15 protein-coding genes are annotated in these 21,511 nt (G+C 66.7%); 4 read left to right on the top strand and 11 right to left on the bottom strand.

Going from position 1 to position 21,511, the window contains the following annotated elements:
- Positions 1-198 precede the first annotated feature (198 nt).
- A complete protein-coding gene (locus AC1DXS_RS04115; protein ID WP_477736305.1) occupies positions 199-888 on the bottom strand; it encodes an ABC transporter ATP-binding protein in 690 nt (229 codons plus the stop codon).
- Complete coding sequence (locus AC1DXS_RS04110; RefSeq protein ID WP_477736304.1) at positions 885-1,637, bottom strand: ABC transporter permease; 753 nt, start codon at positions 1,635-1,637, stop codon at positions 885-887. The genes AC1DXS_RS04115 and AC1DXS_RS04110 overlap by 4 nt, the downstream gene beginning before the upstream one ends.
- A gap of 154 nt (positions 1,638-1,791) precedes the next feature.
- On the opposite strand from AC1DXS_RS04110, the gene AC1DXS_RS04105 reads away from it, so the two are divergent.
- A complete protein-coding gene (locus AC1DXS_RS04105; protein ID WP_477736303.1) occupies positions 1,792-2,907 on the top strand; it encodes a substrate-binding domain-containing protein in 1,116 nt (371 codons plus the stop codon).
- Between the two features lie 41 nt (positions 2,908-2,948).
- Here the strand turns inward: AC1DXS_RS04105 and senA are convergent, their stop codons facing one another.
- The gene (gene senA, locus AC1DXS_RS04100) at positions 2,949-4,199 is read right to left on the bottom strand and encodes a selenoneine synthase SenA (protein ID WP_477736309.1); all 1,251 of its coding nucleotides are present in this window, start codon (positions 4,197-4,199) and stop codon (positions 2,949-2,951) included.
- Between the two features lie 447 nt (positions 4,200-4,646).
- Here senA and AC1DXS_RS04095 point away from each other — a divergent pair, with 447 nt between their 5' ends.
- Entirely contained in the window at positions 4,647-6,422 is a 1,776-nt protein-coding gene (locus AC1DXS_RS04095; RefSeq protein WP_477736302.1) for a FimL-related protein, read from the top strand.
- A gap of 209 nt (positions 6,423-6,631) precedes the next feature.
- On the opposite strand, the gene AC1DXS_RS04090 is transcribed toward AC1DXS_RS04095, so the two are convergent.
- Genes AC1DXS_RS04090 through AC1DXS_RS04080 form a run of 3 tightly spaced genes read right to left on the bottom strand, consistent with a single transcriptional unit; the run spans position 6,632 to position 10,174 of the window.
- Positions 6,632-8,833, bottom strand: coding sequence for a glycoside hydrolase 64/thaumatin family protein (locus AC1DXS_RS04090; RefSeq protein ID WP_477736301.1), 2,202 nt, complete (start codon positions 8,831-8,833; stop codon positions 6,632-6,634).
- Positions 8,830-9,498: a glycoside hydrolase family 25 protein gene (locus tag AC1DXS_RS04085; protein ID WP_477736300.1), complete on the bottom strand. Its 669-nt coding sequence runs from the start codon at positions 9,496-9,498 to the stop codon at positions 8,830-8,832. The genes AC1DXS_RS04090 and AC1DXS_RS04085 overlap by 4 nt, the downstream gene beginning before the upstream one ends.
- Before the next feature lie 10 nt (positions 9,499-9,508).
- Positions 9,509-10,174 (bottom strand): hypothetical protein, encoded by a 666-nt coding sequence (locus AC1DXS_RS04080; RefSeq protein WP_477736299.1) that lies wholly within the window; start codon positions 10,172-10,174, stop codon positions 9,509-9,511.
- A 424-nt stretch (positions 10,175-10,598) separates the two neighbouring features.
- Between AC1DXS_RS04080 and AC1DXS_RS04075 the strand changes: the two genes are divergently transcribed.
- Positions 10,599-11,591 (top strand): FHA domain-containing protein, encoded by a 993-nt coding sequence (locus tag AC1DXS_RS04075; RefSeq protein ID WP_477736298.1) that lies wholly within the window; start codon positions 10,599-10,601, stop codon positions 11,589-11,591.
- 122 nt (positions 11,592-11,713) lie between these two features.
- Positions 11,714-13,210 carry a protein kinase domain-containing protein gene (locus AC1DXS_RS04070; protein ID WP_477736297.1) on the top strand — a complete coding sequence of 499 codons (1,497 nt, stop codon included), beginning with the start codon at positions 11,714-11,716 and terminating at the stop codon, positions 13,208-13,210.
- Positions 13,211-13,246: 36 nt separating this feature from the next.
- Here the strand turns inward: AC1DXS_RS04070 and AC1DXS_RS04065 are convergent, their stop codons facing one another.
- The 5 genes from AC1DXS_RS04065 to AC1DXS_RS04045 are packed head-to-tail and all read right to left on the bottom strand — an operon-like array spanning position 13,247 to position 21,452.
- Positions 13,247-15,538: a glycosyltransferase gene (locus AC1DXS_RS04065; protein ID WP_477736296.1), complete on the bottom strand. Its 2,292-nt coding sequence runs from the start codon at positions 15,536-15,538 to the stop codon at positions 13,247-13,249.
- Entirely contained in the window at positions 15,539-16,408 is an 870-nt protein-coding gene (locus AC1DXS_RS04060; RefSeq protein ID WP_477736295.1) for an FkbM family methyltransferase, read from the bottom strand.
- Positions 16,409-16,427: 19 nt separating this feature from the next.
- Positions 16,428-17,807 (bottom strand): hypothetical protein, encoded by a 1,380-nt coding sequence (locus AC1DXS_RS04055; RefSeq protein WP_477736294.1) that lies wholly within the window; start codon positions 17,805-17,807, stop codon positions 16,428-16,430.
- Positions 17,808-17,859: 52 nt separating this feature from the next.
- Positions 17,860-18,477, bottom strand: coding sequence for a phage tail protein (locus AC1DXS_RS04050; protein WP_477736293.1), 618 nt, complete (start codon positions 18,475-18,477; stop codon positions 17,860-17,862).
- Positions 18,478-18,488: 11 nt separating this feature from the next.
- Positions 18,489-21,452 (bottom strand): hypothetical protein, encoded by a 2,964-nt coding sequence (locus tag AC1DXS_RS04045; RefSeq protein ID WP_477736308.1) that lies wholly within the window; start codon positions 21,450-21,452, stop codon positions 18,489-18,491.
- Between the last annotated feature and the right edge of the window lie 59 nt (positions 21,453-21,511).

Genomic DNA, 21,511 nt, shown 5'->3' with positions numbered 1-21,511 from the left:
TGCAAGGGCCTGGGTGGCTCAATCGCCCGATTTCACCCCAACCCGGAGGGCAAGCGCCTTCTCGGGCGGTCTGCGGCGTTGCGGCGCTAACCCATAGCGATGCTATGGGTGTCGCACCGCGCCTTGCATCCCATCCCGAGAAGGTGCTTGCGCGGCCCCGTTTGGACCGTAAATAGGTTCTTAACGTCTTTAAGTTGATCATGCAAGTTCTCCTTTTAAAAATGCTTCCGCCGCGGCGGGAACCGGCCCGCCAAAAAATGCCGCCGTGGGCAGGTCGGCCACCAGCCGGCCCTGCTCCAGGTAAATCACGCGCTGCGCCAGGCGCTTGACCTGGCCCAGGTTGTGGCTGCTGAAGATCAGCGTCATGCCGGCATCGGCGAACTCGGCCATGAGGCGCTCGACCTCGCGCTTGGCAGAGGGATCAAGGCTGGCCGTGGGCTCGTCGAGCAGCAGGACCTGCGGCTTGAGCGCCCAGGCCCGCGCCAGCGCCACGCGCTGCTGCTGGCCGCCGGACAAAGCCTTGGCGTTGCGCGTCGCAAGGCCTTCCAGCCCCACACGTTCGAGTGCGGAGAGCGCCTGCGTTTTGGCGTCGGCCCAGCGCACGCCGCCCAGCCACAGGCCCAGCGCCACGTTGTGCAGCACGCTGGCGCGCAGCATGTACGGCCGCTGGAACAGCATGGCCTGGCGGGCACCTGCATCGTGCTGCAAGCTGCCTGTCGCGGGCCTGACCAGGCCGTGGAGGGTTCGCAGCAAGGTGCTTTTGCCGCTGCCGTTGGAGCCCACCAGCGCCAGCCTTTCACCGGCCTGGATGCGCAGCGTGCAATCGCTGAGCGCCTGGACGCGGCCGTAGCGCACATCCACGGCATCCAGTTTGAAGAGCTCGGTCATCCTGGCCCTCCGCGCGCGGCCAGGCTGGCGGCCGGGTCAGGCAGGCGGTCGTCGAGCTGTTCGCGCCAGCGCCGCACACCCGCGATCAGGATGTTAAGCAGCAGCACCACGCCCAGCAGCACCATGCCCAGGGCCAGCGCCAGCGGCAAGTCGCCCTTGCTGGTTTCCAGAGCTATGGCGGTAGTCATCACACGCGTGAAGCCGTCGATGTTGCCGCCCACCACCATCACCGCGCCGACTTCCGAGACGGCCCGCCCGAAAGCGGCGATGAGCACCGTGAGCAGGGCATAACGTTCGTCCCACAGCAGGATCAGGCCGCGCACAAAGCGGCCCGCGCCTAGCGACTGGAACTGCTCGCCATGGCTGCGGTCGGCATCCTCTATCGCCTGGCGCACCAGCGCGGTGACCACCGGCAGCACCAGCACGGCCTGCGCCAGCACCATGGCCTTGAAGGAAAACAGCCAGCCCAGAAAGCCCAGCGGCCCGGTGCGCGACAGCAGCAGATAGACCACCAGCCCGACCACCACCGAAGGCAGTGCCAGCGCGGTGTTGAGCACGGCCAGCACCGCACCGCGGCCGCGAAAGCGCGACACACCCAGCCAGGCGCCCAGCAGCAGGCCGCCGCTGCAGGCGATCACGCAGGCGGACGCGCTCACGGCCAGCGAGCGGGCGACGATGCCGGCCAGCACGGGATCAAGCGAGGTAATGAGGGAAAAGGCCGTGGCGGCGCTGTCGGAGAAGGTGTTCATTGAATAGGCTGGGGAGCACTCTAGCCTAGAGGCTAAGTCCTTGAATCACATCAGGAATCATCGCTATGAAGCGGGTTGCATAGGTTGCCGGGCCTGCCCGCTCACCCTGCCCCGCCGGCCCATGCACTCATAATCGAAGCCACCCTTGCCCGCCATGCACAAAGTCGAACTCTCCTACCTGCTCACGCCGCAGCGCGGCAAAAGCGCGCTGATACGCAACCCGCTGATGGACCTGCTGCATGCGGTGCGCGAGCAGGGCTCCATCTCCAAGGCGTCCAAGGCGCTGGAGCTGTCCTACCGCCACGTGTGGGGGGCGCTCAAGGACTGGGAGCAGACGCTGGGGCGCGAGCTCATCGTCTGGGACAAGGGCCAGCGCGCGCGGCTCACCGAGTTCGGCGAAAAGCTGCTGTGGGCCGAACGCCAGGCGCAGGCCCGGCTGGCGCCGCAGATCGAGGCCCTGACCAGCGACATCGAGCGCGCGTTTTCCACGGCCTTCGACGACGAGGCCCATGTGCTCACGCTGTACGCCAGCCACGACGCGGCGCTGTCGGCGCTGCGCGAACAGGCCGGCGCGCGCGGCCTGCACCTGGACATCCGCTTCATGGGCAGCGTGGACGCGATCGCGGCGCTGAACGCGGGGCGCTGCATGATGGCGGGCTTTCACACGCTGGAGCAGCCGGGCAGCCAGTCGCTCACGGCGCAAAGCTACCGCAACCTGCTCAAGCCCGGCCTGCACAAGCTGATCGGCTTCGCCCATCGCAGCCAGGGCCTCATCGTGGCGAAGAACAACCCGCTGCGCATCACCGGCATCGCCGACCTGGCGCGGCCGGGCCTGCGCTATGTCAACCGCGCCGAAGGCACGGGCACGCGCGTGCTGCTCGATGAGCTGCTGGCCAAAGCCGGTGTGGCCGCCTCAGCGATCAAGGGCTACCAGAGCCAGGAACCCTCGCACTCGGCCGTGGCCCAGGCGGTGGCCAGCGATGCGGCCGACGCGGGCCTGGGCATTGAAGCGGCGGCGCGTGACAAAGGCCTGGGCTTTGTGCCGGTGGCCGATGAGCGCTACCACCTGGTCTGCCTCAAGTCGGAGTTGCCCACACCGCAGGTGCAGGCGCTGCTCCACGAATTGCAGGGCGGCGACTGGCAGGCCACGCTGGAAGAACTGCCCGGCTACAGCGGCAAGCTGGCGCAAAGCGGCAAGGTGCTGTCGCTGCGCGCCACCTTGCCCTGGTGGACGTACCGCAAGGAAAAGCCCGGCAAGACCAAGGCGTAGCCGAAGCAGCCGGCGAACACCCTTTCACTGCATTCAGCGCATCACAACGCGCAGGAACGAAAACCGCAGAACACGTCGTCCCGGTCCGGCAGGGCAAAGCCGCGGTGCTTCAGGTTTTTCAGGCGCGCGCGCGTCGCGAACGAAGCGCCGCGCAGCACCTTGTGCGTGCCGAAGCGCGGCTGCGAATAAGCCTGCCAGGGGCCGGGCACAAAGCCGGGATAGGGCCTGAAGCTGCTGCCCACCCATTCCCACACATCGCCCCATTTAAAACCGCGCCGGGCGGCTGTATGCGCGGCCAGTTCCCACTCCACTTCCACCGGCAGGCGGCGCCCGGCCCAGCGGCACCAGGCGTCGGCCTCCCACCAGCTCATGTGCATGGCCGGCTGGTTGCCCTGCATGCGGCGCGGCACGCCGAAACGGTTCTGTATCACCGCGCCGCTGGAGATGCCGATCTGGTCCACATAGCGCGGGCCGCGCCGGCCCTCGCCTGCGGCCTGGCCCTGCAGCCAGCGCCAGCCGTCCGGGTGCCAGAGTTCCTCCCGGTCATAGCCGCCGTCGCCGACAAATTCGACATACTGCGCCCAGCTCACGGGCTGGGCATCGATTTCGAACTCGGGCACGCTCACGGCGTGCGCCGCGAGTTCATTGTCAAAGGCAAAGCCCGCATGGGGTGCGCTGCCCATCTGCCAGACCGTGGCCGGAACCAGCAGGGGTTCGCGCAGCGCCATGGGCACCGGCGTGAAAACATCCTCCAGGGTTTTATCCAGCGCCAATCCCAGCGCCTGCGCGCTGCGGACCAGCGCCTCGCCGCGCATGTCCTCGAAGAACAGGCTGAGGCGGTAGAAGTACAGCGCGTCGTCACTGCCCTCAGCGCCCTGCCCGGCACGATCCGCCGGCACGGTTTTTTCGAGCAGGTCCAGCGTGCTTTCCAGTGTGTCGAGCAAATAGGCACGGCAGTTCGCCATGTCGGGCAAGTCAAGCATCCAGCGCGCGCCGTGCGGCACGGCCTGTGCGTTCCACCAGCGATCGGCATTCGGTTCGATGGAAGCAAGCCGGGTGCGCGCGGGTTCGCAGCGCGTGCCCAGCGCCCGCTGCGTGTTGCGGGCTATCCACCATTCCTGGAACCAGCCGACATGGCCGAGCTCCCATAGCGGCGGATTGACATTGGGCAGCCGCTCCGGGCTGAAATCGCCGCTCTCCATAGCTTTTTGGTATTGAGCGAACAGGTTCAGGGTATGGTTGCGCGCATCCATCAAGGCCAGCGACAGCCGGTCACGGCCCGCGCTGCGCATCGCGTGCGAATCCGTCAAAAAAAAGCCAGTTTCAGCCGGCGATGAAGAGGGTAATGAATTAGGTGTAGCGTCTGTAGCCAAGGCTGCCGTCCTCGCGCGCCCGGCGGTGAGATGCGCCCACAAGGCGGCATCGCATCCGCGCACGCGTTGAAGCCAGAATAGCAGAGACAGGCACGGAGGCAAGGCCGCGCGACCCCTATAAGTCAATAGCGTGCATGCCGTGTTTCAACCAGCCCATCGCCCCCGCGCCACCGCCGGTCGGCCCGCGCCGTCCATGCGTATTTCCCCCTTGGGATTCCGCGAGGACGCGGATAGACTGCGGCCAGTCTCCTCCAATTGAAGGAGGCATAAGAAGAACCTGTTCAAGGTTTAAAGGGAGTCATGAGGCACAGCGTTTGCCTCCGGATCCACGACTAGAACCTCGGCCTTTTACCGGCCAGCCGCCACATGCAATTACACGACCTCAACTCATCGCCCGCCGAACTCGACATGACCCTGCTGGACCTGGGGCCGCTGGCCTGGGTGCTGGAAGAATTGCGCAAATCACTGGAAGGCTCCGCCAAGGCGCTGAAACGTTTCATACGCGAGACCGAGTCCGGGCGCGACTCCGAGATCGGCGCGCTGGACGCGGGCCAGTTGCGCATCGCCCGCCAGCAGTTGCACCAGGCCGTGGGCGCGCTGGAGATGGTGGGCATGAGCGCGCCGGCGCTGGTGCTGCGGGCCATGGAAACGGCGGTGCAAAAATTCATACAGTCGCCGGTGCAGTGCAAGCAGGACGCCGTGGGCAAGATTGAACTGGCGGGCTTTTCAATCGTCCACTACCTGGAAGAAGTCCTGGCGGGCAAGCCGGCTTCGGCCGTCTCCCTGTTCCCGCAGTACCGCGACATCCAGGCTTTGGTCGGCGCCGACCGCGTCCACCCCGCGGACCTCTGGGTCTTCGAGTGGCGCTGGATAGAGCCGGCCATGGAGATCACCGCCCCGGCCGTGGAATACGGCGATGAGACCCGGCAACTGCTGGACCGGCTGATGCTGACGTTGATACGGACCGGTAATCCCGAGGCCGCGCTCAGCCTTCGCGACACCTGCCTGGGCTTTGCGAAAACGCAGAAAGCCATTGAATCCCGCACCTTCTGGAAAATCGCCGCCGGCTTTTTCGAGGCGCTGGCGCAGGGCCTGCTGAATGTCGACCTCTACGTCAAGCGCGCGACCCTGCGCGTGCTGCTGCAGTACGTGTGGCTGGCCAAGGGCACCGACGCCTCCGCCAGGCTGGCGGAAGACCTGCTCTTCCTGTGTTCGCAGGCGAAAGTCCAGCGCGCCGGCGATTCGCCTGTCCTGTCTGCGGTGCGTTCGGCCTACGGCCTCAAACGCTTCAAGCCGGTGGATTACGAGTCGGTCCAGTTCGGCCGCTTTGCACCGGCCCTGATCGCGCAGGCGCGCAAGCGCATCGCCTCGGCCAAGGAAACCTGGTCGGCAGCGACCGCGGGCGACCTCAGCAAATTCAAGGTGCTGACCGACCAGTTCAGCCTGGTGTCGGACTCGCTGGTCAAGCTGCACCCGCCCAGCGAGGTGCTGGCGCGCGCCATGGGCCGCGTGATTGAAGGCACGGTCAGTTCCGGCCAGGCGCCCAGCCCCGAACTGGCACTGGAGGTCGCCACCGCCGTGCTCTTCCTGGAGGCGGTGTTCGACGACTTCGATCCGAACGACCCCCAGCTGTGGGCGCGCACGGCGCGCCTGGCCGAACGACTTCAAAGCGCGCGCAATGGCGGCGCTGCGCAGCCCCTGGAGTCGTGGATGGAGCAGCTGTACCAGCGCGTCAACGACAAGCAGACCATGGGAAGCGTGGTGGGCGAATTGCAGGCCTCCCTGGCCGCGCTGGAAAAATCGCTGGACATGTTCTTCCGCACGCCCGAAGACACCCAACTGCTGGCCGTGGTGCCGGGGCAACTGGCGCAGATGCAGGGTGTGCTGTCCGTGCTGGACCTGGACCAGGCCGCGCTCGCCGTGACGCACATGCGCGAACTGGTGGAGCGCATGCTCAAGCCCGGCGCCGACGAAAAGAAGTCGCTTGCGGACGGAAGCTTCGACAGGCTGGGCAACAACCTGGGCGCCCTGAGCTTCCTGATCGACATGCTCAACTACCAGCCCGCGCTGGCCAAGCGCCTGTTTGTCTACGACGCCGCCAAGGGCGAGCTCAAGGCGGACAAGGACCAGGAAGCTGGTTAGAACCAGCTCTTAGAGCCGCTTACAAAATCCTCCTGGCGTTGCTGATCAGTCCTTGCTCCCTCTCCCTCTGGGAGAGGGCGGGGGTGAGGGCCGCGGCCCGGGTTCGAAAGAGTGGCGTATTTACCGCCGCTGGCCCCTCACCCCAACCCTCTCCCAAGGGGAGAGGGGGGAAAACAAGGACCGCTTCGTTGCGGTTCTGCGATCAACCCTTAGTTCTCCCAAACCGTGTACGGCGGCGGGTTGTTGTACTGGGTGCTGAACTCGAAGGCATTGCCCTCGAAGTCAAAGCCCGGCACATGAATGTTGCACCACAGCCCCCAGTTGTAGCCGTCTGCATGCAGGGCCACCAGGGTCATATCGAGGGTCTCCGTCGCGCTTTGCAGCGCCACCGGTGGGGTGTAGCCGTCGCCGCTGAACTGGCCGCCCTGGATCGAGATCTGCATCGTGGTGTACACGCCACTGGCGTCGTAGTACAGCAGGAAGGTGAAGCAATAGTCCTCACTGGCCTGCCAGACGAGCCGTACCGGCAGCTGGACTCCACCCACAACGGCCGGTCTGACGGCCTCTGGCGCCCAGGGTCCCAGCGTGACCAGCACGCTGGCCGGGCTGGCGACCGAGGTCGCGGCATTGAGGTCCGAACTGAAGCCGCCCTGGTCGTCAAACGGCAAGGCATACGCCCGCCCATCAATGGTGACGGCGGGGTCGTGCAGGAAATTGGCAAAGGCGCTCCAGGTTCCGCCGGCGGGATAAAACTGCGAGAAGGTCAGCAGGTCCGGCGTGGTCGGCAGGATGTCCAGGGGCGAGCTCACGCTGAAGCTGCCCGAAGGCGCACCGTCCGGGAGGGACACCGTCATCGGAATATTCGCGATCTGGAAGGAGGCCATGTCCATCTGGTCCACCAGGCCTTCCGTGGTGGCGCCGCCGGCCAGGCTGACGGTCGCGGTGGTGGCAGGGTTGCCGGGCGTGATGCCGCCTTGCAGGAACTTCCAGCTGGTTGCATAGCCGCGCGCCAGTGCAGTGACGATGACGTTCTCGATCGCGCCCAGCACGGCGCTGCTGTTGGGCGCGGTGAGCGGCTGCTGGGTGTTGTCGGCAAATACACCGCTGGCGCCGAACACCATCATTGAAGGCGGCGCGTAATACGTCAGGCCTTTGAGGGGCGTCCACCAGGCCGGCGGCGGCGGCACGGCCGCGCCGAAAGGCGTGGTCTTGCCGGCCGCCGAGTTGGTGCTGAAGAAGGGGTAATAGAGGTTGTAGGCCTCGCCGTTGCCGCCGGTGAACTGCAGCACGGTATAGGTGTTGCTGTTGCCGTCGATGTCGATGATGCCGGCCACCTGCGTCAGCCTGCCGCTGTAGATGTGGTTGGCGTTGTTGTTCTGCTCGACCTGCAGCAGGCCGGGGTTTTTTCCGCACCAGGCAAAAAAATTGTCGATGGCCRCGTCAAAGTACGTTGCAAGCGCGGTCGTGGGCGGCGTGACGAAGAAGATCTCCACCGGGCTTGTGCTCGCGGTGAACGGGTTGGTGGCGGCGCTGCTCGCGCTGGCGATCACCACAGTGCTGCCGGCGGGCGCGCCGGGCAGGCTGCTCACGGTGGCGCCGGCGGGCATGAGGGGTCCGCTGACCGGCATGCCCACACTCAGGCCGCCGTTGGTGGGCGCCGGGCTTCCCGGGCCGGTGATGGTGAAGGTGGCCAGCCATGCGCCCTGCACGCCCGAGACGGTGACGGTCCCCTGCAAGCTGGCGGCCTGCAGCTGGCCGTTGATCAGGTCGTTGGGATTGAGCAGGCGATAAGGCGTGGACGCATCGCTGCCCTCGGGGTACACGCAGCCGGCGAAAGCCGCGAGCGGGCCCACCGCCATGGCCTTGAAGTCGCTCACCAGGGTCTGCCGGTCCAGCGTGGCCACGATGCCCGAGCCGGCGCCGAAATTCGGGTCACGGGGTGTGACCTGCAGCGTCAGCGGTATCCCCAGCTGGTCCACCTGGGTGGTATCCACATTGAGGTTGTTCGGCGCGCTGCTGGACGTCGCGCCTGGCGTGGTGCAGGTGAGCGCCAGTTCCACGAAGTCGTAGAAAAAATCCGCCGTCGCCGCGGTAGGCCCGCTGATCTTGTTGTTCGGTGCGGTCACCGCGTCCGGCGAATTGCTGAGGTACAGGCGCGCCGAAGGAACCTGCACGCTTGCATCCAGCTGGATCGCGCCACCGGCTTTTTTCAGGTCGGCCAGGGTAAACAAGGGAGCCAGCGTCCCCTGCGCGGCCACGGGGCTGGCGACGCCGGTGGCAGGGTCCATGCTCCACGCCTGGTTCAGGGTCTCCTGCGTGAGGAACAGGTAGATCGCACCATCGGCCAGGCCGGATGCCGAGCCGTTTTGCTGGCTGTTGTTGACGACGTTGAGGGTGACGTAAGTGGTCATGGAAGTCCTTGGCCTGCATTGGGTTGCGGTGGTTGTGAGGGTTGCGGTGTGGTCAGCGCCTGAAGGTCAGCCTGCAGGAACCAGTTCTGGTCCACGTCGACGGGCACGCCGGCCACGGGTGTTCCGCCGTTGACGGAGCCATCGCTGTACTGCCAGCACGACCACGCCGTCCAGGGCGGGGGAACAGTGGGGCTGGCCACATAGTCGGCCAGCCACAGCGGGCGCACACCGAGTTGCTCGCAACCCGGCAAGGACGCGAGGTTCTGCCAGAAGCCGTCGTCGGTGTAGATCATCGTCTGCCGCCCGAACAGGGCATCGGCAGCCTTGGTGAAGTCCAGCACCCACTGCAGCACCGCGGGTGGGCTGCCACCGTCCAGGGTTTCGATATCCAGCGCCGGGGGCAGGTCGTTCGGCCCCAGCGCGCCCACGGTCTTGAAAAAGAATTCAGCCTGGGCCTGGGCACCGCTGCCGGGATGCCCGAAATGGTAAGCACCGCGCGTCAAGCCGGCCGCCGCGCATCCCGGCCAGTTTTTGCTGAAACGGGGATCCACGATGCCGGTTCCTTCCGTGGCTTTGACAAAACAAAAAAACACGTCATCTGCCGCCACCTGGGGCCAGTCGATGGCGCGCTGATAGTGGCTGACATCTATGCCGCGTACCCACATGCCTGGCTCCTCAAACAACGTTGTTGAGCATGTCGACCTGCGCCTGCTGCAGGCCGTCTATCCTGAGCACCGTTTCCGTCAGGCCTTCATCCCACACCGTGCCGCAGTTGTATTTCAGCGGCCGCGGCCTCGCCAGGCTGCCGCTGACCTTCTGCTGGAAAGTGGTGGTCACGCCGTCTGTGGCCTGCACGCCCAGCGCCCAGTGGTCCCAGCCGTACCAGCTGCGGGTTTTCATGATCATGGTGTAGACGGCCGAGCCATCCGCGCCCAGCACCGTGTGGCCGTTGAGCTGCGCGGTGATGGTCATCAAGGCCACACGGCACGCACCCTGCGCGTCCTCGTCGCCGTCCAGCGCGGCCTGAAGGTTGTCGGCCAGCACCTGGTGAAACGGCACCGTCTGCGGAAAGATGATGTCGGTGGTGTTGAAGAAGTCCTCATTGAGGCCGGTGGGCACGCGCTCTTCGTCGAACACAAACGCGCCCTCGTCGGAGTTGTAGATGGTGGGCGCGGTGTAGGCGTTGTCGGCGCTCTCGTACTCGCCTGTCAGGGCCCATCCCCAGCAGGCGGTGTAGATGAAAGGAGCCTGGTCCGAGTTGGGCACGAGTTCACCATCGCGCGGATGGTCTTCACCGGCGGGTGCCAGCAGGTTGCGTTGGGCGTTGCTGAGGTAAGGCATGAGCTTCTCCGTGAAAGTGTTCGCTGCGGATGGCAGCCGCCACTCGCTTGGCAAATTGTGGAAGCGGGTCCGCGCGCTGGCGATTACAGGGCATTACAGGCGGCGGGCGCCGCCCAAGCCGGCCGCTGCGCGCTGCCCGCTTGCGAGCGGCACGCGCTAACACTTTGAGATGCAGGCAGTCGGGCGAATTTTTTATTCGCGAAACGTTTTGTTTTAGGTGCGCAGGCGCACCACTCGTGTCAAGGCAATTAATGCCAAATGAGAATGCATGTGTAAATCCCTGCCGCGGCGCTTGACGACGATTGAGCCTCTCGCAGATACTGCGGCCGACCGGCTCGGTTTTTCAACATTGGCAGGATGCACGTCTCCGCAGAGCGACGGCCCCCGCCGTGAAGCCTGATGGCAAGAAGGAGGGAGAAGGCAAGTGGCTATTTTGAGAAACCGCGTCACGCATCGAAGAATTTACCTTCGGACACACCATGTTTTCGGGCGCGGCCGCTCCGCCGACACCCTGCTTGAAAACCTCGACGCCTCGCAACTGCACGCGTCGGTACGCTGGACCGGCCAGGCCTGGGAGTTGCGCGACCACAGCCGCAACGGCACCTTCCTCGACGGCACGCTGCTCTCCAACACCCAGGGCCAGGCACTGCGTGCAGGCAGCACCCTGAGCTTTGGCAATGAAGGCGGGGCCGCATGGCTGGTAGAAGACCTGTCGCCGCCCCGAAACCTGCTGTGGCCGCTGGGCCATGACGAGCCCTACATTCCCCTGGGCCGCTCCAACCTGCTGCCGCAAGGGCTTGGCGCCGAGCTGTCCATCCATCACAGCGAGAAAGGCCAGTGGGTGTGCACCACCCCCGAAGGCAGCTGGCTCCTGGAAGACGGCGACGAGGTCCGTTTTGCCGGCAAGGTCTGGTGCTTCCTGCTGGCGGCCGAGGTGGTCTCCACCATGGACTGCATGGCCGGCAAGGCGCAGCTCAAGCGCTCGCAGCCGACGCTCTTTTTCAAGGTCAGCCAGGATGAGGAACACGCATGGCTGGAGCTGCATGACGCGGGCTTTCACCTCAACCTCGGTGAACGCTCGCACCACTACGCGCTGCTGATCCTGGCGCGCCTGCGGCTGGCGGACGCGCAGCGCCAGCTCGCGCCCCACGCCCAGGGCTGGGTCGAACTCGACCGCCTGGCCAAGATGCTGGGCCTGGACCCGGGCCACCTGAACATCCAGATCTTTCGCATGCGCAAGCAGCTTGCGCTCGCGATGCCGGCCGGTGCGCAGGTGCCTGAACTGATAGAGCGCCGCCGCGGCTCGCTGCGTTTCGGCGACCTGCGCTTTCGCATCATGCACGGGGCCACGCTCGAGGCCGACTTCGATCCATTGGCCGGCGGCCGGAGCTTTCCCGAAGAAACGCTCGTGGCCTAGGGCCTGTTAACACCCTGGCCCAGGCACCCGGCCTGGACGTCGCCGCGCGCCTTGATCGGCGCCGTTTTCACCCCATTCGCATTTGCATTCATGGTGTTGACACGCCTTAATCCCTCTCCTCCATGACGCGGGTGCCCTCGCACGGCTTCCCCGTCGGCGTGCCGGGGTACCAGTCGCTGGGTTTGCTGGGACAAGGTGCGTCAGGCCAGGTGTTCAAGGCCAGGCAACGCAGCACGGGCCAGTTCGTCGCCATCAAGATTCCCCATCCGGCTTCGGCGGACGACCCCGCGACGAACCGGCGCGTGCAGCAACGCCTGCACCAGGAGACCCGCGTGCTGGCCATGCTGCAGCACGCCCACGTGGTGCGTCTCATCGACAAGGGCATGGCCGAGGGTGGGCGGCTCTTCGCCGTCCTTGAGTTCATCCCTGGAGAAACCCTGGGGGATTTTCTGCAGCGCAACGGCCCGCTGCCCCTGCCGGACACCATGGCCCTGATGGCGCAGTTGCTCGATGCGTTGACGTTTCTGCACCAGCACCAGGTCGTGCACCGCGACCTCAAGCCGGAAAACATCATGGTCGCCTCCACCGGCACGGCCCTGCACCTCAAGCTGCTGGACTTCGGCTTGGCCAGCCATCGGGGCGAGCCGCGCTTCGTGACGGGCGCGGAGGGCACGCCTGCCTATTGCGCGCCGGAGCAGTTGCGCGCCGAGCCCTGCCTTCCCGCGACGGACATCTACGCCTGGGCCCTTGTCTTCCTCGAATGCCTGACCGGCCGTCCCTGCGTGCAGGGCGCCGACGTCGCTGAGGTGCTGCAGCGCCAGCTCAGCCCGGAGTCCATCGCCCTGCCCGACGAACTGGCCGGCCACCCGGTGGCGCCGCTGCTGCAGCAGGCGCTGCGCAAAGACGTGCGGCAACGCACGGCCGACGCGGCCGGCCTTTACCTGGACCTCATGCAGTGCCTGGCGCAGTTGCGGGTCTCGCGCCTGGCCCTGCCGGCGCAAGCGCCCAGCCTGGATGGCGGCCCCAGGCAACTGACGCTCGACAGCATGGACATTCACGCGGAGCCCTCTGGCACAGAGCATGCCCTGGGCATCCTCTGCGTGGGCCTGCGCCTCTACCCCGCCAGGAATTCCTCGCTGGCGCTGGCCTACCTGCAGGAGATGCGCGAGCAGCAGATGCGCTGGTGCGCCAACGCCGTGCAAGTCGGCCAGGGCCAGAGCGCCGGGGTGCTGGGCGACTGCATGCTGTTTCATTTTGAACAGGGCACGAGCAGCGCGCAGAACCTGCAGCAGGCGGCCGTCGCCGCCATGGACCTGTGCACACGCGTGCAGCGCAGAAGCCGCCTGCTGGAAGTCCAGCACGGCGTGCGCCTGGAAATATCGGGCGGCATCCACAGCGTGCGGCCGGCCTCGCGCCACGATGCCTCCAGCCGCAACCAGGGCGCCAACGTCGCGCTGCACCTGAACAGCGTGGCCGAGCCGGGCGCCATTGTGGCCAGCCAGCATGCCCGCCGTGAACTGGCGGCCAACATGCAGTTCGAAGAATATGTCGGAACGGCGGCGGCACGGCATGAGAGCGAGGACCGGGTGTTCAGGCTGATGGCAGACCTCCAGGGGTGAGTGCGCCATGGCCCCGCCGCCCGCCCGCAGGCGCACTCACAGCATCAGTTGCTCGACCTGCTCGACCGGGTAGCTGCGCCAGCGGCGGTTAAGGGTTTCCTTGGGGCTGGTGTTGCGGGCGTGCACCCGGGCCACGTAGAGGTGCTGGTCGGGATTGACCACGATGCGCTTGTGCTGCGGCGCCCACACGAAGGCATTGTCTTCGCCCACATTGATGTCGGCGAAAGGCGCGCCGCGCCAGAACTCGCGGCGGTAGCAAAGGGTGCCGCCGCAGACCCAGGGCGAGCGCCCGTCGTACACGTACTGCCAGGCGCGCCGCCCTTCAGGTGCATAAAAAAATACCTTGTCGAGCCCGCAGATGTCCGCGCCCTGCTCCAGCATGGCCTTGACCTGCGAGCTGAGCCAGCCGGGCGCCATCCAGTCGTCGTCGTCCCAATGCGCGATCAGCTCGCCGCGGGCCATCTCGCAGGCGATGTTGCGTTTGGCGCCCAGCGTGAGCTTGCGGTCCAGCCGCATGTAGTGGATGGTTTCGTGCGGCGGGATGAGGTCGGCCACGCTGTCGCGGCCGTCGTCCAGCACGATGAGCTCGCGCGGGCCGTAGTCCTGCGCCATGAAGTTGCGGATCGCCTGCGGCACGAAGTCGCGCCGGTCGGCGGTGGGCATGATGCAGGACACCAGCGGCTGCGCGGCCGCGGCGGGCGCCGGCATGGCGGCGGCCGGCGGAAAGTAGAAATCGCGGTCGCGCTGCAGGCATTGCGGCTGCGGCACCCGGGCCCAGGCGCTTTGCTGCAGGTATTGGCCTTCCTTGAACTTCCAGGTGTTGCCGTCATGGCGCACATAGATGTACAGCTCGCGCCCCGGCACGCGGCACAGGCGCGCGCCGCCGGCCAGGGCCTTGAGCAGGAAGTCGGCATCCTCGCGCAGCGAAGTCGTGGGATAGCGGCCATGGACCTCCCACAGGCTGCGCCGGAACAGCAGTGAGCCGCCGCAGACGTTCTCCGCGAACATGCGGCGAAACAGCGCGCGGCTGGGCGCCCAGAACTCCGCCTGCGGGCGCGCCATGAAGAGCATGTCGTTGATCCCGGTGATGTCGGCGATGTTGCACAGCAGGGGTGCGGCCTGGCGGCTCAGGCGCTGCTCGCCGTACCAGTCGTCATCGTCCCAGTTCGCGACCAGTTCACCCTGGGCCACGCGCACCGCCTCGTTGCGCTTTGCGCCTATGCTGGTTCCGGCGGCCACGCGCACGCAGCGTATGCGCGCGTCGCTGATGTCCTCGGGCAGGTCGCCGTCCTCCTCGTACACGATGATGAGTTCCAGTAACGGGTAATCCTGGCGCTGGAAGTAGCGTATGGACTGCGCGACGAAACCGGCCCGGCCGCGTGTTGGCATGATGCAGCTGAGCAGGGGCGCCGGCGGTCTTGCCGCTGCTGCCAATGCCACCGGCGGCTGCGGCGGCGGGGCCCCACCGGCATCCGCCTGCAGGAAGATGCGCATTCGCTCGGGCATGGCGAAGTAGCGGCACTTCTCCCCGGCGCAATGTACGTGGTAAGGCGCGGGCGGCTGGTGGGCCTCGCCGCGCCAGGCGCAGAAGCGGTCCTGGTACAGCTGCTTGCTGGTTTCCAGCAGTTCGGCCTCCAGCCGCAATCGCCGCGGGCAAGGCGGCGCCCGGTGCACAAAAGCCCCCTGGGCCCACACGCCGCGAAAGCCGGCGCGCGCCGCGCGTATGTTGTAGTCCATCTCCCAGCAAGGGCCTTGCGCATAGGCGATGTCGGCCGCGCCTATGGCGGCCACCACCTCGTTCTTCACCACATAGCAAAAATCCGACAGGCTGTGCAGCGGCTCCAGTGTCGCAAAGGCATTGCCGAACTTTGCCGCCAGCGCATCAGCCTGGTTCCACAAAGCTTCCTGTGTGGCGCCGCAGCCCGGCGCGACCGCCTGCTCGTTCCAGCCGCGGTTCGTCGAGGGACCGGCCAGGCCGTGGCTGGGGTCGGCATCGAGCGCGGCCAGCAGCAGCTCGAGCCAGCCGGGCGTGACCCGCGCGCCGTTTTCCAGGAACACATACACATCAGCGGGCACGCCCACCAGCCGGTTGAAGCACGCGGCCGCGCCTTCATTCAGGGGCCCGGGCAATGAGTCCATGCCCGGCAGGGCTTCGAAGCACGCCTGCAGCGCGGCGGCCCCGGCTTCATCAGCCGGGTCCGGCAGCAGCCGCAAGCCGAAAGGCAAGGAGGTGTTCTCGAACAGGCTGGCCAGGGTGGCGGCCAGTGCATCGGCCTGCGCGGCCACGTACACGCCGACCAGGATCTGGCGCTCTTGCGGAACGGGCATCTACCACTCCTCGCGGCTGGCCAGCAGGCCCGCGCCCAACAGCGCCTCGAGCTTGCGCCAGGGGCTGCCCGGGGCTTCATCGCCCCAGTCGCCCACCGCATCGAGCAGGCGCTCCAGCGCCACCGCCTGTGCATCGGCCGCGCGGTAAAAGCGCGGGTAGCACAGCAGCAGTTCCTCCGCGCAGGCGCGGATCAATGCCTCGCGCCGCGCCGGCTCGGGTGCATGAAAGGAGACATACAGCGTGGGCAGGCCCAGCTGCGGCAGGCGCCGCCACAGGCCGGGTATCACCGCGTACTCGCCGCCCTCGATGTCCATCTTGATGAAGTTGCAGTCGTCGATGGCGTTGAGCGACAGGAAATGCTCAAGGTCCAGGGCCTGGACCTCGCGGCAGGGCTGGCCGGCCGCGCCCGGCGCGGCCAGCATGCCCGACATGCTGTCGCCGAAGCGGCTTTGCTCGCCGAAGTACAGGCCCCCGGCGTAAAGCCGCAGCGGGCCGCTCTCGGCGCCTATGCCGTAGGGATAAAGCCTGATTTTCGGCAGCAGCCCGGGATTGGCCTCGACATTGGCCGCCAGCTCCGCAAACGCCACCGGGTCCGGCTCCAGGGCATGCACGCGGCGCGACAGCATCGCGCCGTAGAGCACCGTGGGCCCTATCCAGGCGCCGATGTCAATGTAGGACTTGTCGTGCCGCAGGAAGCGCTGGAACACCTCGAAGGTCTGCGGTTCCCACAGGCCGGCGCCCACGCGGCGCCAGAAGTCCTTGCGCGCATCGTCGGCACGAACCCGGAAGGCGCGGCGGTGGGCGAACACGCTGAGCTCATGCCGCGCATCCGCGGCCGGCGCAGCCTGAAAAAGATGGGCTTGCTGCATGGGCGGTCCCGCTCGCCGCTCACCAGACCGTCGTCGGCGCCGGGCCGGACGTGGTGGCGCTGAACTCGAAGGCATTGCCCTCGAAGACAAAACCCGGCACGTTGATCTTGCACCAGACGGCGCCGGCGTAGGGACTGCTGCCGGCGGCCAGGTGCATCTGGATGCTCACGTCCTGCTTGAGCGAATCCTGCGTCTGCAGCGACAGCGGCAGGTAATAGTTGTTGCCGTAGAAGTTGGTCTTCTTGCTGCGCGGTTCGCAGACCATGGTCACGTACTTGCCGTTGTCATCGTAGACCAGCAGGAAGACGAACTGGTAGTCGGTGCTGGCCTGCCAGAAGAGCCGCACGGTGCTGCCCGGAACGGTCTGCTGCGCCGGCAGGGCGCGCACGGGGTAGATGTTGATCACGCCGGCCCCGTTCGCGTAGAGGTCGTCGACGGGCACCGTCGTTCCGTTGTTCAGCGGCAGGTTGGTGTCGCCGACCGGCGTGCTGGAAGACATCGGCACATCAGCCAGCGGCGGCACCTGCTCGGCCAGCGTCGAATGGCGCGCGGCGCCGGAGCCGTCGCAGTTGAACACATAGCCGCCGAACTGCGTGACCACGCTGGGCGCTTCCACACCCATGCCGCAGGACGGCACCAGTTGCAGCTGGATCAGGTTTTCGCCCGGCAGCTGCGGCGATTTCTGCAGGCGGCGCACGGTGCCGCGGTGGTCCAGGCAGACCTCCAGCCCCCAGGTGATGCCGGCCAGCGAGAACACGCCCGCCCCGTCGTAGTTGAGCACCTGCTGCTCGCGCCCGGGGCCGCCCGTGGTCGAGGGCGCCAGGTGGTCGACCTCGCCGAGCAGCAGGCTGTTGGGGCTGGCCGCGGTGGCCAGGAAGTCGACACCGGACATGAGCTCCTTCATCACCACCACCGCGCCTGCATCGCCCCGCGTGGCCACCCCGCCCTGCTGCACCAGCGCGAAGTTGTAGACCTCCTTGTTGGCCAGCGGATCGATGTCGTAGGGCGGCGTCTTGAGCGTGGGCGAGGACACGCCCAGGATGGTGCCGAAGACGAACATCCAGTCGCCCCAGTCCGCAAGGGCGGCGTAGCTTTGCAGCTTGGTGATGATCCGCTGCACATCGTCCATCTGGTAGGCGCCCGTGGAGCCCCGAAAAAAGAACTCGGGCGCCATGAAGACATTGAGGGTGTCGCTGGGCACGGGCGGCGACGAGGGAGGCGACGCGGACTGCTGCAGCACATCGTAGGCCGCGTCCATGGCGCGGAACATCAGCGCGCAGCGCGCCTCGAGGTCGAGTTCCGGATTGTCCAGCCCGAGGTAGGTTTTGGACCCGTCGGGATTCAGCTCGGGCGCGGTGTCAATCACGTAGCCTATGAATCGAACGTTGTTGTAAGCCATGCTGTTTCTCCTGGTAAAAATGCTCGGTGGGTCAATTGCGGTTACGTGCCGGTCACCGGATGAACGGCGTCAAACCGTAGGTGAACTTGATGATGTGGTTCACGTACACGTTGATCGGCCGCGTTTCGTACTGGCTCACCTGGACCGGGGTGGGCTGCTTCTGGCCTGCGACCGGCGGGGTGGTCGGCGTGGCGGTGCTCGTGGTCGCGCCGGCCGCCGAGCCGCTTGAAGAGGGGGTTGCCGGCGCGGGCGCGCTGTCGTAGTCATGCGCATGGGTTTGCATGGCGAAAGACTGGGTGGAGCCCACACCGCTGCCCTGCCCCTGGCCGTCGGCGGCATTGCGCGCGCCGATGTCGGGATCGTTGTTGGTGCCCGTGCCGATGCCGCGCAGGAAATACCCGCGGTAATCGGGAATCAGGAACTGGTTGCCGCTGCCGCCGTAGACATAGCCCAGCACCGCGAAGAGCTCGGGATAGTCATAGGTGGGCAGTGTGCGGCCGTCGCAGTACATCCAGCCCCAGGCTTCCAGCGGGTTGGTGACATAGTTCTCAGGTGTCACCGTGGTGGCCGCGCCGGCGCTGTCCGGCGCGCCCAGTGTGCCGGCAAAAGCCGTCACCGAGCCGACCGGTAGCTCGCCAAAGCCCGGGCGCACGAAGTACGGCATGTTCATGCCCGGCGCCATCATGGAAGTTCACTCCCCACATTCCCTATGGCCACACCAGGCGCCACGCAGGCGCCGGGCTCGTCGAGCACCTGCATGGCCGTGGGCACCAGCACTTCCCAGCATGGGCCTATGGGGCGGACTGGATGGCGCTCGGGCCCGGACTGCTTGAGGTCGTTGACCAGCGGGACATCCACGGGATTGGCCGGTGCCAGCCGGTCGCTTGAGGCCCACAGCATGCCCGACGAATAGAAATACAAAAACGCCATCACATGCGCGGGCTGCACCGGCAAAAGCACGCGTGCCTGGTCGGCCTGCAGGAAGCTCGAGAACAGGGCGTCGTCGTCAGCGGCCAGGCTGCCCAGCTCCACGCCGCCCACAGCGCCGGAACCCGGGCCGGGGCCGGCGTAGAAGCTGTAAACCATTTCGTTCCACTCCAGCACCTCGTCGAAGAACTGCAGGTAGCGCGGCTCGTAGACGGCAAATTCGGACGGCGGCGACAGCGCATAGCCCTGGGCGCCCATGCCGGTCAGCGTGAGCATGCGCTCCAGCAGCAGGCGCAGGCAGGCGTTCCTGAGTTCGCGCTGCTCGATCTGCCGGTTCGCCAGCGGCGACCGGGTGGCCGCACGGCCTTGCGGGCCGCCCTCGACGCGCAGGTTGTAGGCGGCCAGGCGCTCCTGGTAGGCGCGCATGACGGCGGCGTAAATACCGATGCGCCACTCGTCCATGCACCGATCCGAAGGCGCGCACTGGATCTCGATGTTGACCTGCACCTGCGGATCGGTGGGCGGTGACAGGCTGGGCGGGTAATCGAGCACGGACACCGGCACGCTGTCGTCCTCGCCGAACAGCGCCATGCCGTCCGGGCTGCCGGAGGCCGTGACGGTCTGCCGCCCCACCAGCACCACGGGCGCCGGCAGGCCGGTGGGCGCGCTCACGTAACCGACAAAGGCCTTGGTGGCGCCATAGCCCGCGGGAATGGCGATCTGCTTTTCCTCGCCGTCGCGCAATGTCGCTGAAGCGAAGCGCTGCGCCAGCGGCGGCGGCTCCAGGTCCAGCACACCGTAGTAAGCACCCAGGCCGGCGTAATTGCCCGGCTGGATGTCCTTGAAGGTGGCGATATGCAGCCGCAGCGGCGGCAGCGGCTTGACGAAGTCGTGCCCGGCCGCGGCCTGCTCGCCCGCGATGAAAGCGGCGGCAGGTTTGCACACCATGAATTCCATCATCAGCCGCTGGCCGTAGTTGACGACGCAGGCTTCGTACACCTTGTTGAGCCATCGGTAGACGCCGCGCAGGCTGTGCGTGCCGGCCGTGTTGTCGACCAGGCTCACCACCGAGTCCTCGGTCTGGCTCATGGTGCTGCTCGAGCGCGTGAGGCTGACGCTGCGGCTGATGCGGTTGACGGTCTTGCTCAGGATGTCGCGCGCGAAACGCGTGGTGTCGTCCAGCCCCGGCGTGGCCCCGGGCTGCACGGTCTTGCTCCAGGAGCCGTCCAGCGTGGCCTGGGTGGGCGGGCCGTAGCTGCTGGTGAAATTGTTGTACTGGTTGGTCTCCACCACCCCGGCCACGGTTTTGCGCGCCTCCTCCTGCAGGTTGCTGCGTTCATCGGCGTCGTCGTTCTGCAGCAGCTGCTTTTCGCCGCTGCTTTGGCGCAGCTCGTCGAGCTGGCGGTGGGTGCGTTTGTGGGTCACCTCGCGGCGCTCGCCGCGCATCACGTTTTCGATGCGCGCGATCTCGCCGCACTGGTAACGCAACAGGCGCTGGCGCACCATCTGCAGGTCGCCTATGGCGTAGGGCTCTATCCAGCCCGCAAGCCCCGGGGGCGGTGAGGTCGCGGCGGCGGCCTGCGCCGGAGGCAGCGGAAACACCTGCGCGCTCAGCACGGGCGTGGCATGCAGCAGTGCATTGATCTGCCGCGTCGTCAGCAAAGTCTGCTCCGGAACCATCGGCGCTGTTGCGGGCGTTTCGCCGGCGGCGGTGGTGGCGGCAGCGCCGGCCTGCGTGAGGCTCTCGAAGGGCTGCAGCGCGACCTCCACCAAGTGCGCCATCAGCAGCGCGCGGGTCAACTCATCGAGCAGCGCGGTGTCGTAACCCAGGGTGATCACCAACGCGAAATAGCTTTGCCAGACGCGGTCCAGCGCCTGGGCATAAGCGGCGGTGTCGAAATAGTTCCAGTCCAGCGCGTAGCGCGACAGCAGCCGCGTGACCTGCTCGCAGGCCCTGGCCAGCCAGGCCGTCGGCGCGTCTTCCAGCCTGGGCAGGCGCATAAAGGCTTCCGGGAATTGGCTGACGGGGCCGGCGAGGCTGTCCATGTCGGCGATGAAGTCTCCCGGATAGATGCTGCCGTCGATGAATTCCACGGCCAGCTGCTGCGCGGCCTGGCGCGCGCCCTGCGGCTGGTTGCGCGCGCTCACCAGGTCGCCGAAGAAGCCGCTTGAAGGCGGGCTGGCGGCGGTGTAGCTGACGAAACCGTCAAGCAGGTCGGCGGCGCTCACCTTGGGCCAGCGCCGCACATAGACATAGGGAAACAGCTCGTCAGGATGGGTGGTGACGATGGGAAGGGGCTCGACCGGGTCTACGGGCAAATCCGGCTCTATGGGCGGCGGGCCCGGCGGCCAGGGCGGGCCGGGCGGCGGCACCGGGCCGCGCGTGGGGCACGCCACCATGATGCCTTCAAAATGGTGGTCGTCGCTTTGCCCTCTCATGCCGTAGTGGATGTCGGCAAAGATGGCGGTGTTGGTCACGCCGTTGATGTGAACCGGTGTTTTTTGCTGCAGGTAGCCCGTGACGTAGCAGCCCGAGCGGAACCTGAACTCAAAGGGCTTGCTGGGCCACAGCCGCGTGATGGTGACCAGCTGGCTCTCGGCCGGGCCGGATTTGCAAGCCACGCTGGCAATGGACGGGATGTCGTCCCCCGGCTCGCGGTTGATGGTGAAATCGAAGACCAGGCAGCCATCCATGGCCGACCAGCTTCTTTTGACCATTTCGTTCACGCGGGGGCTCCTGTGGGTGCGGCATACGGCCTGCATCACCAGCGCGGGCC

The sequence above is a fragment of the Polaromonas sp. P3_B1 genome (genome assembly GCF_056402935.1).
Note: the sequence above shows the minus strand (reverse complement) of the source record. Positions and strands in the feature narration are given on the sequence as shown.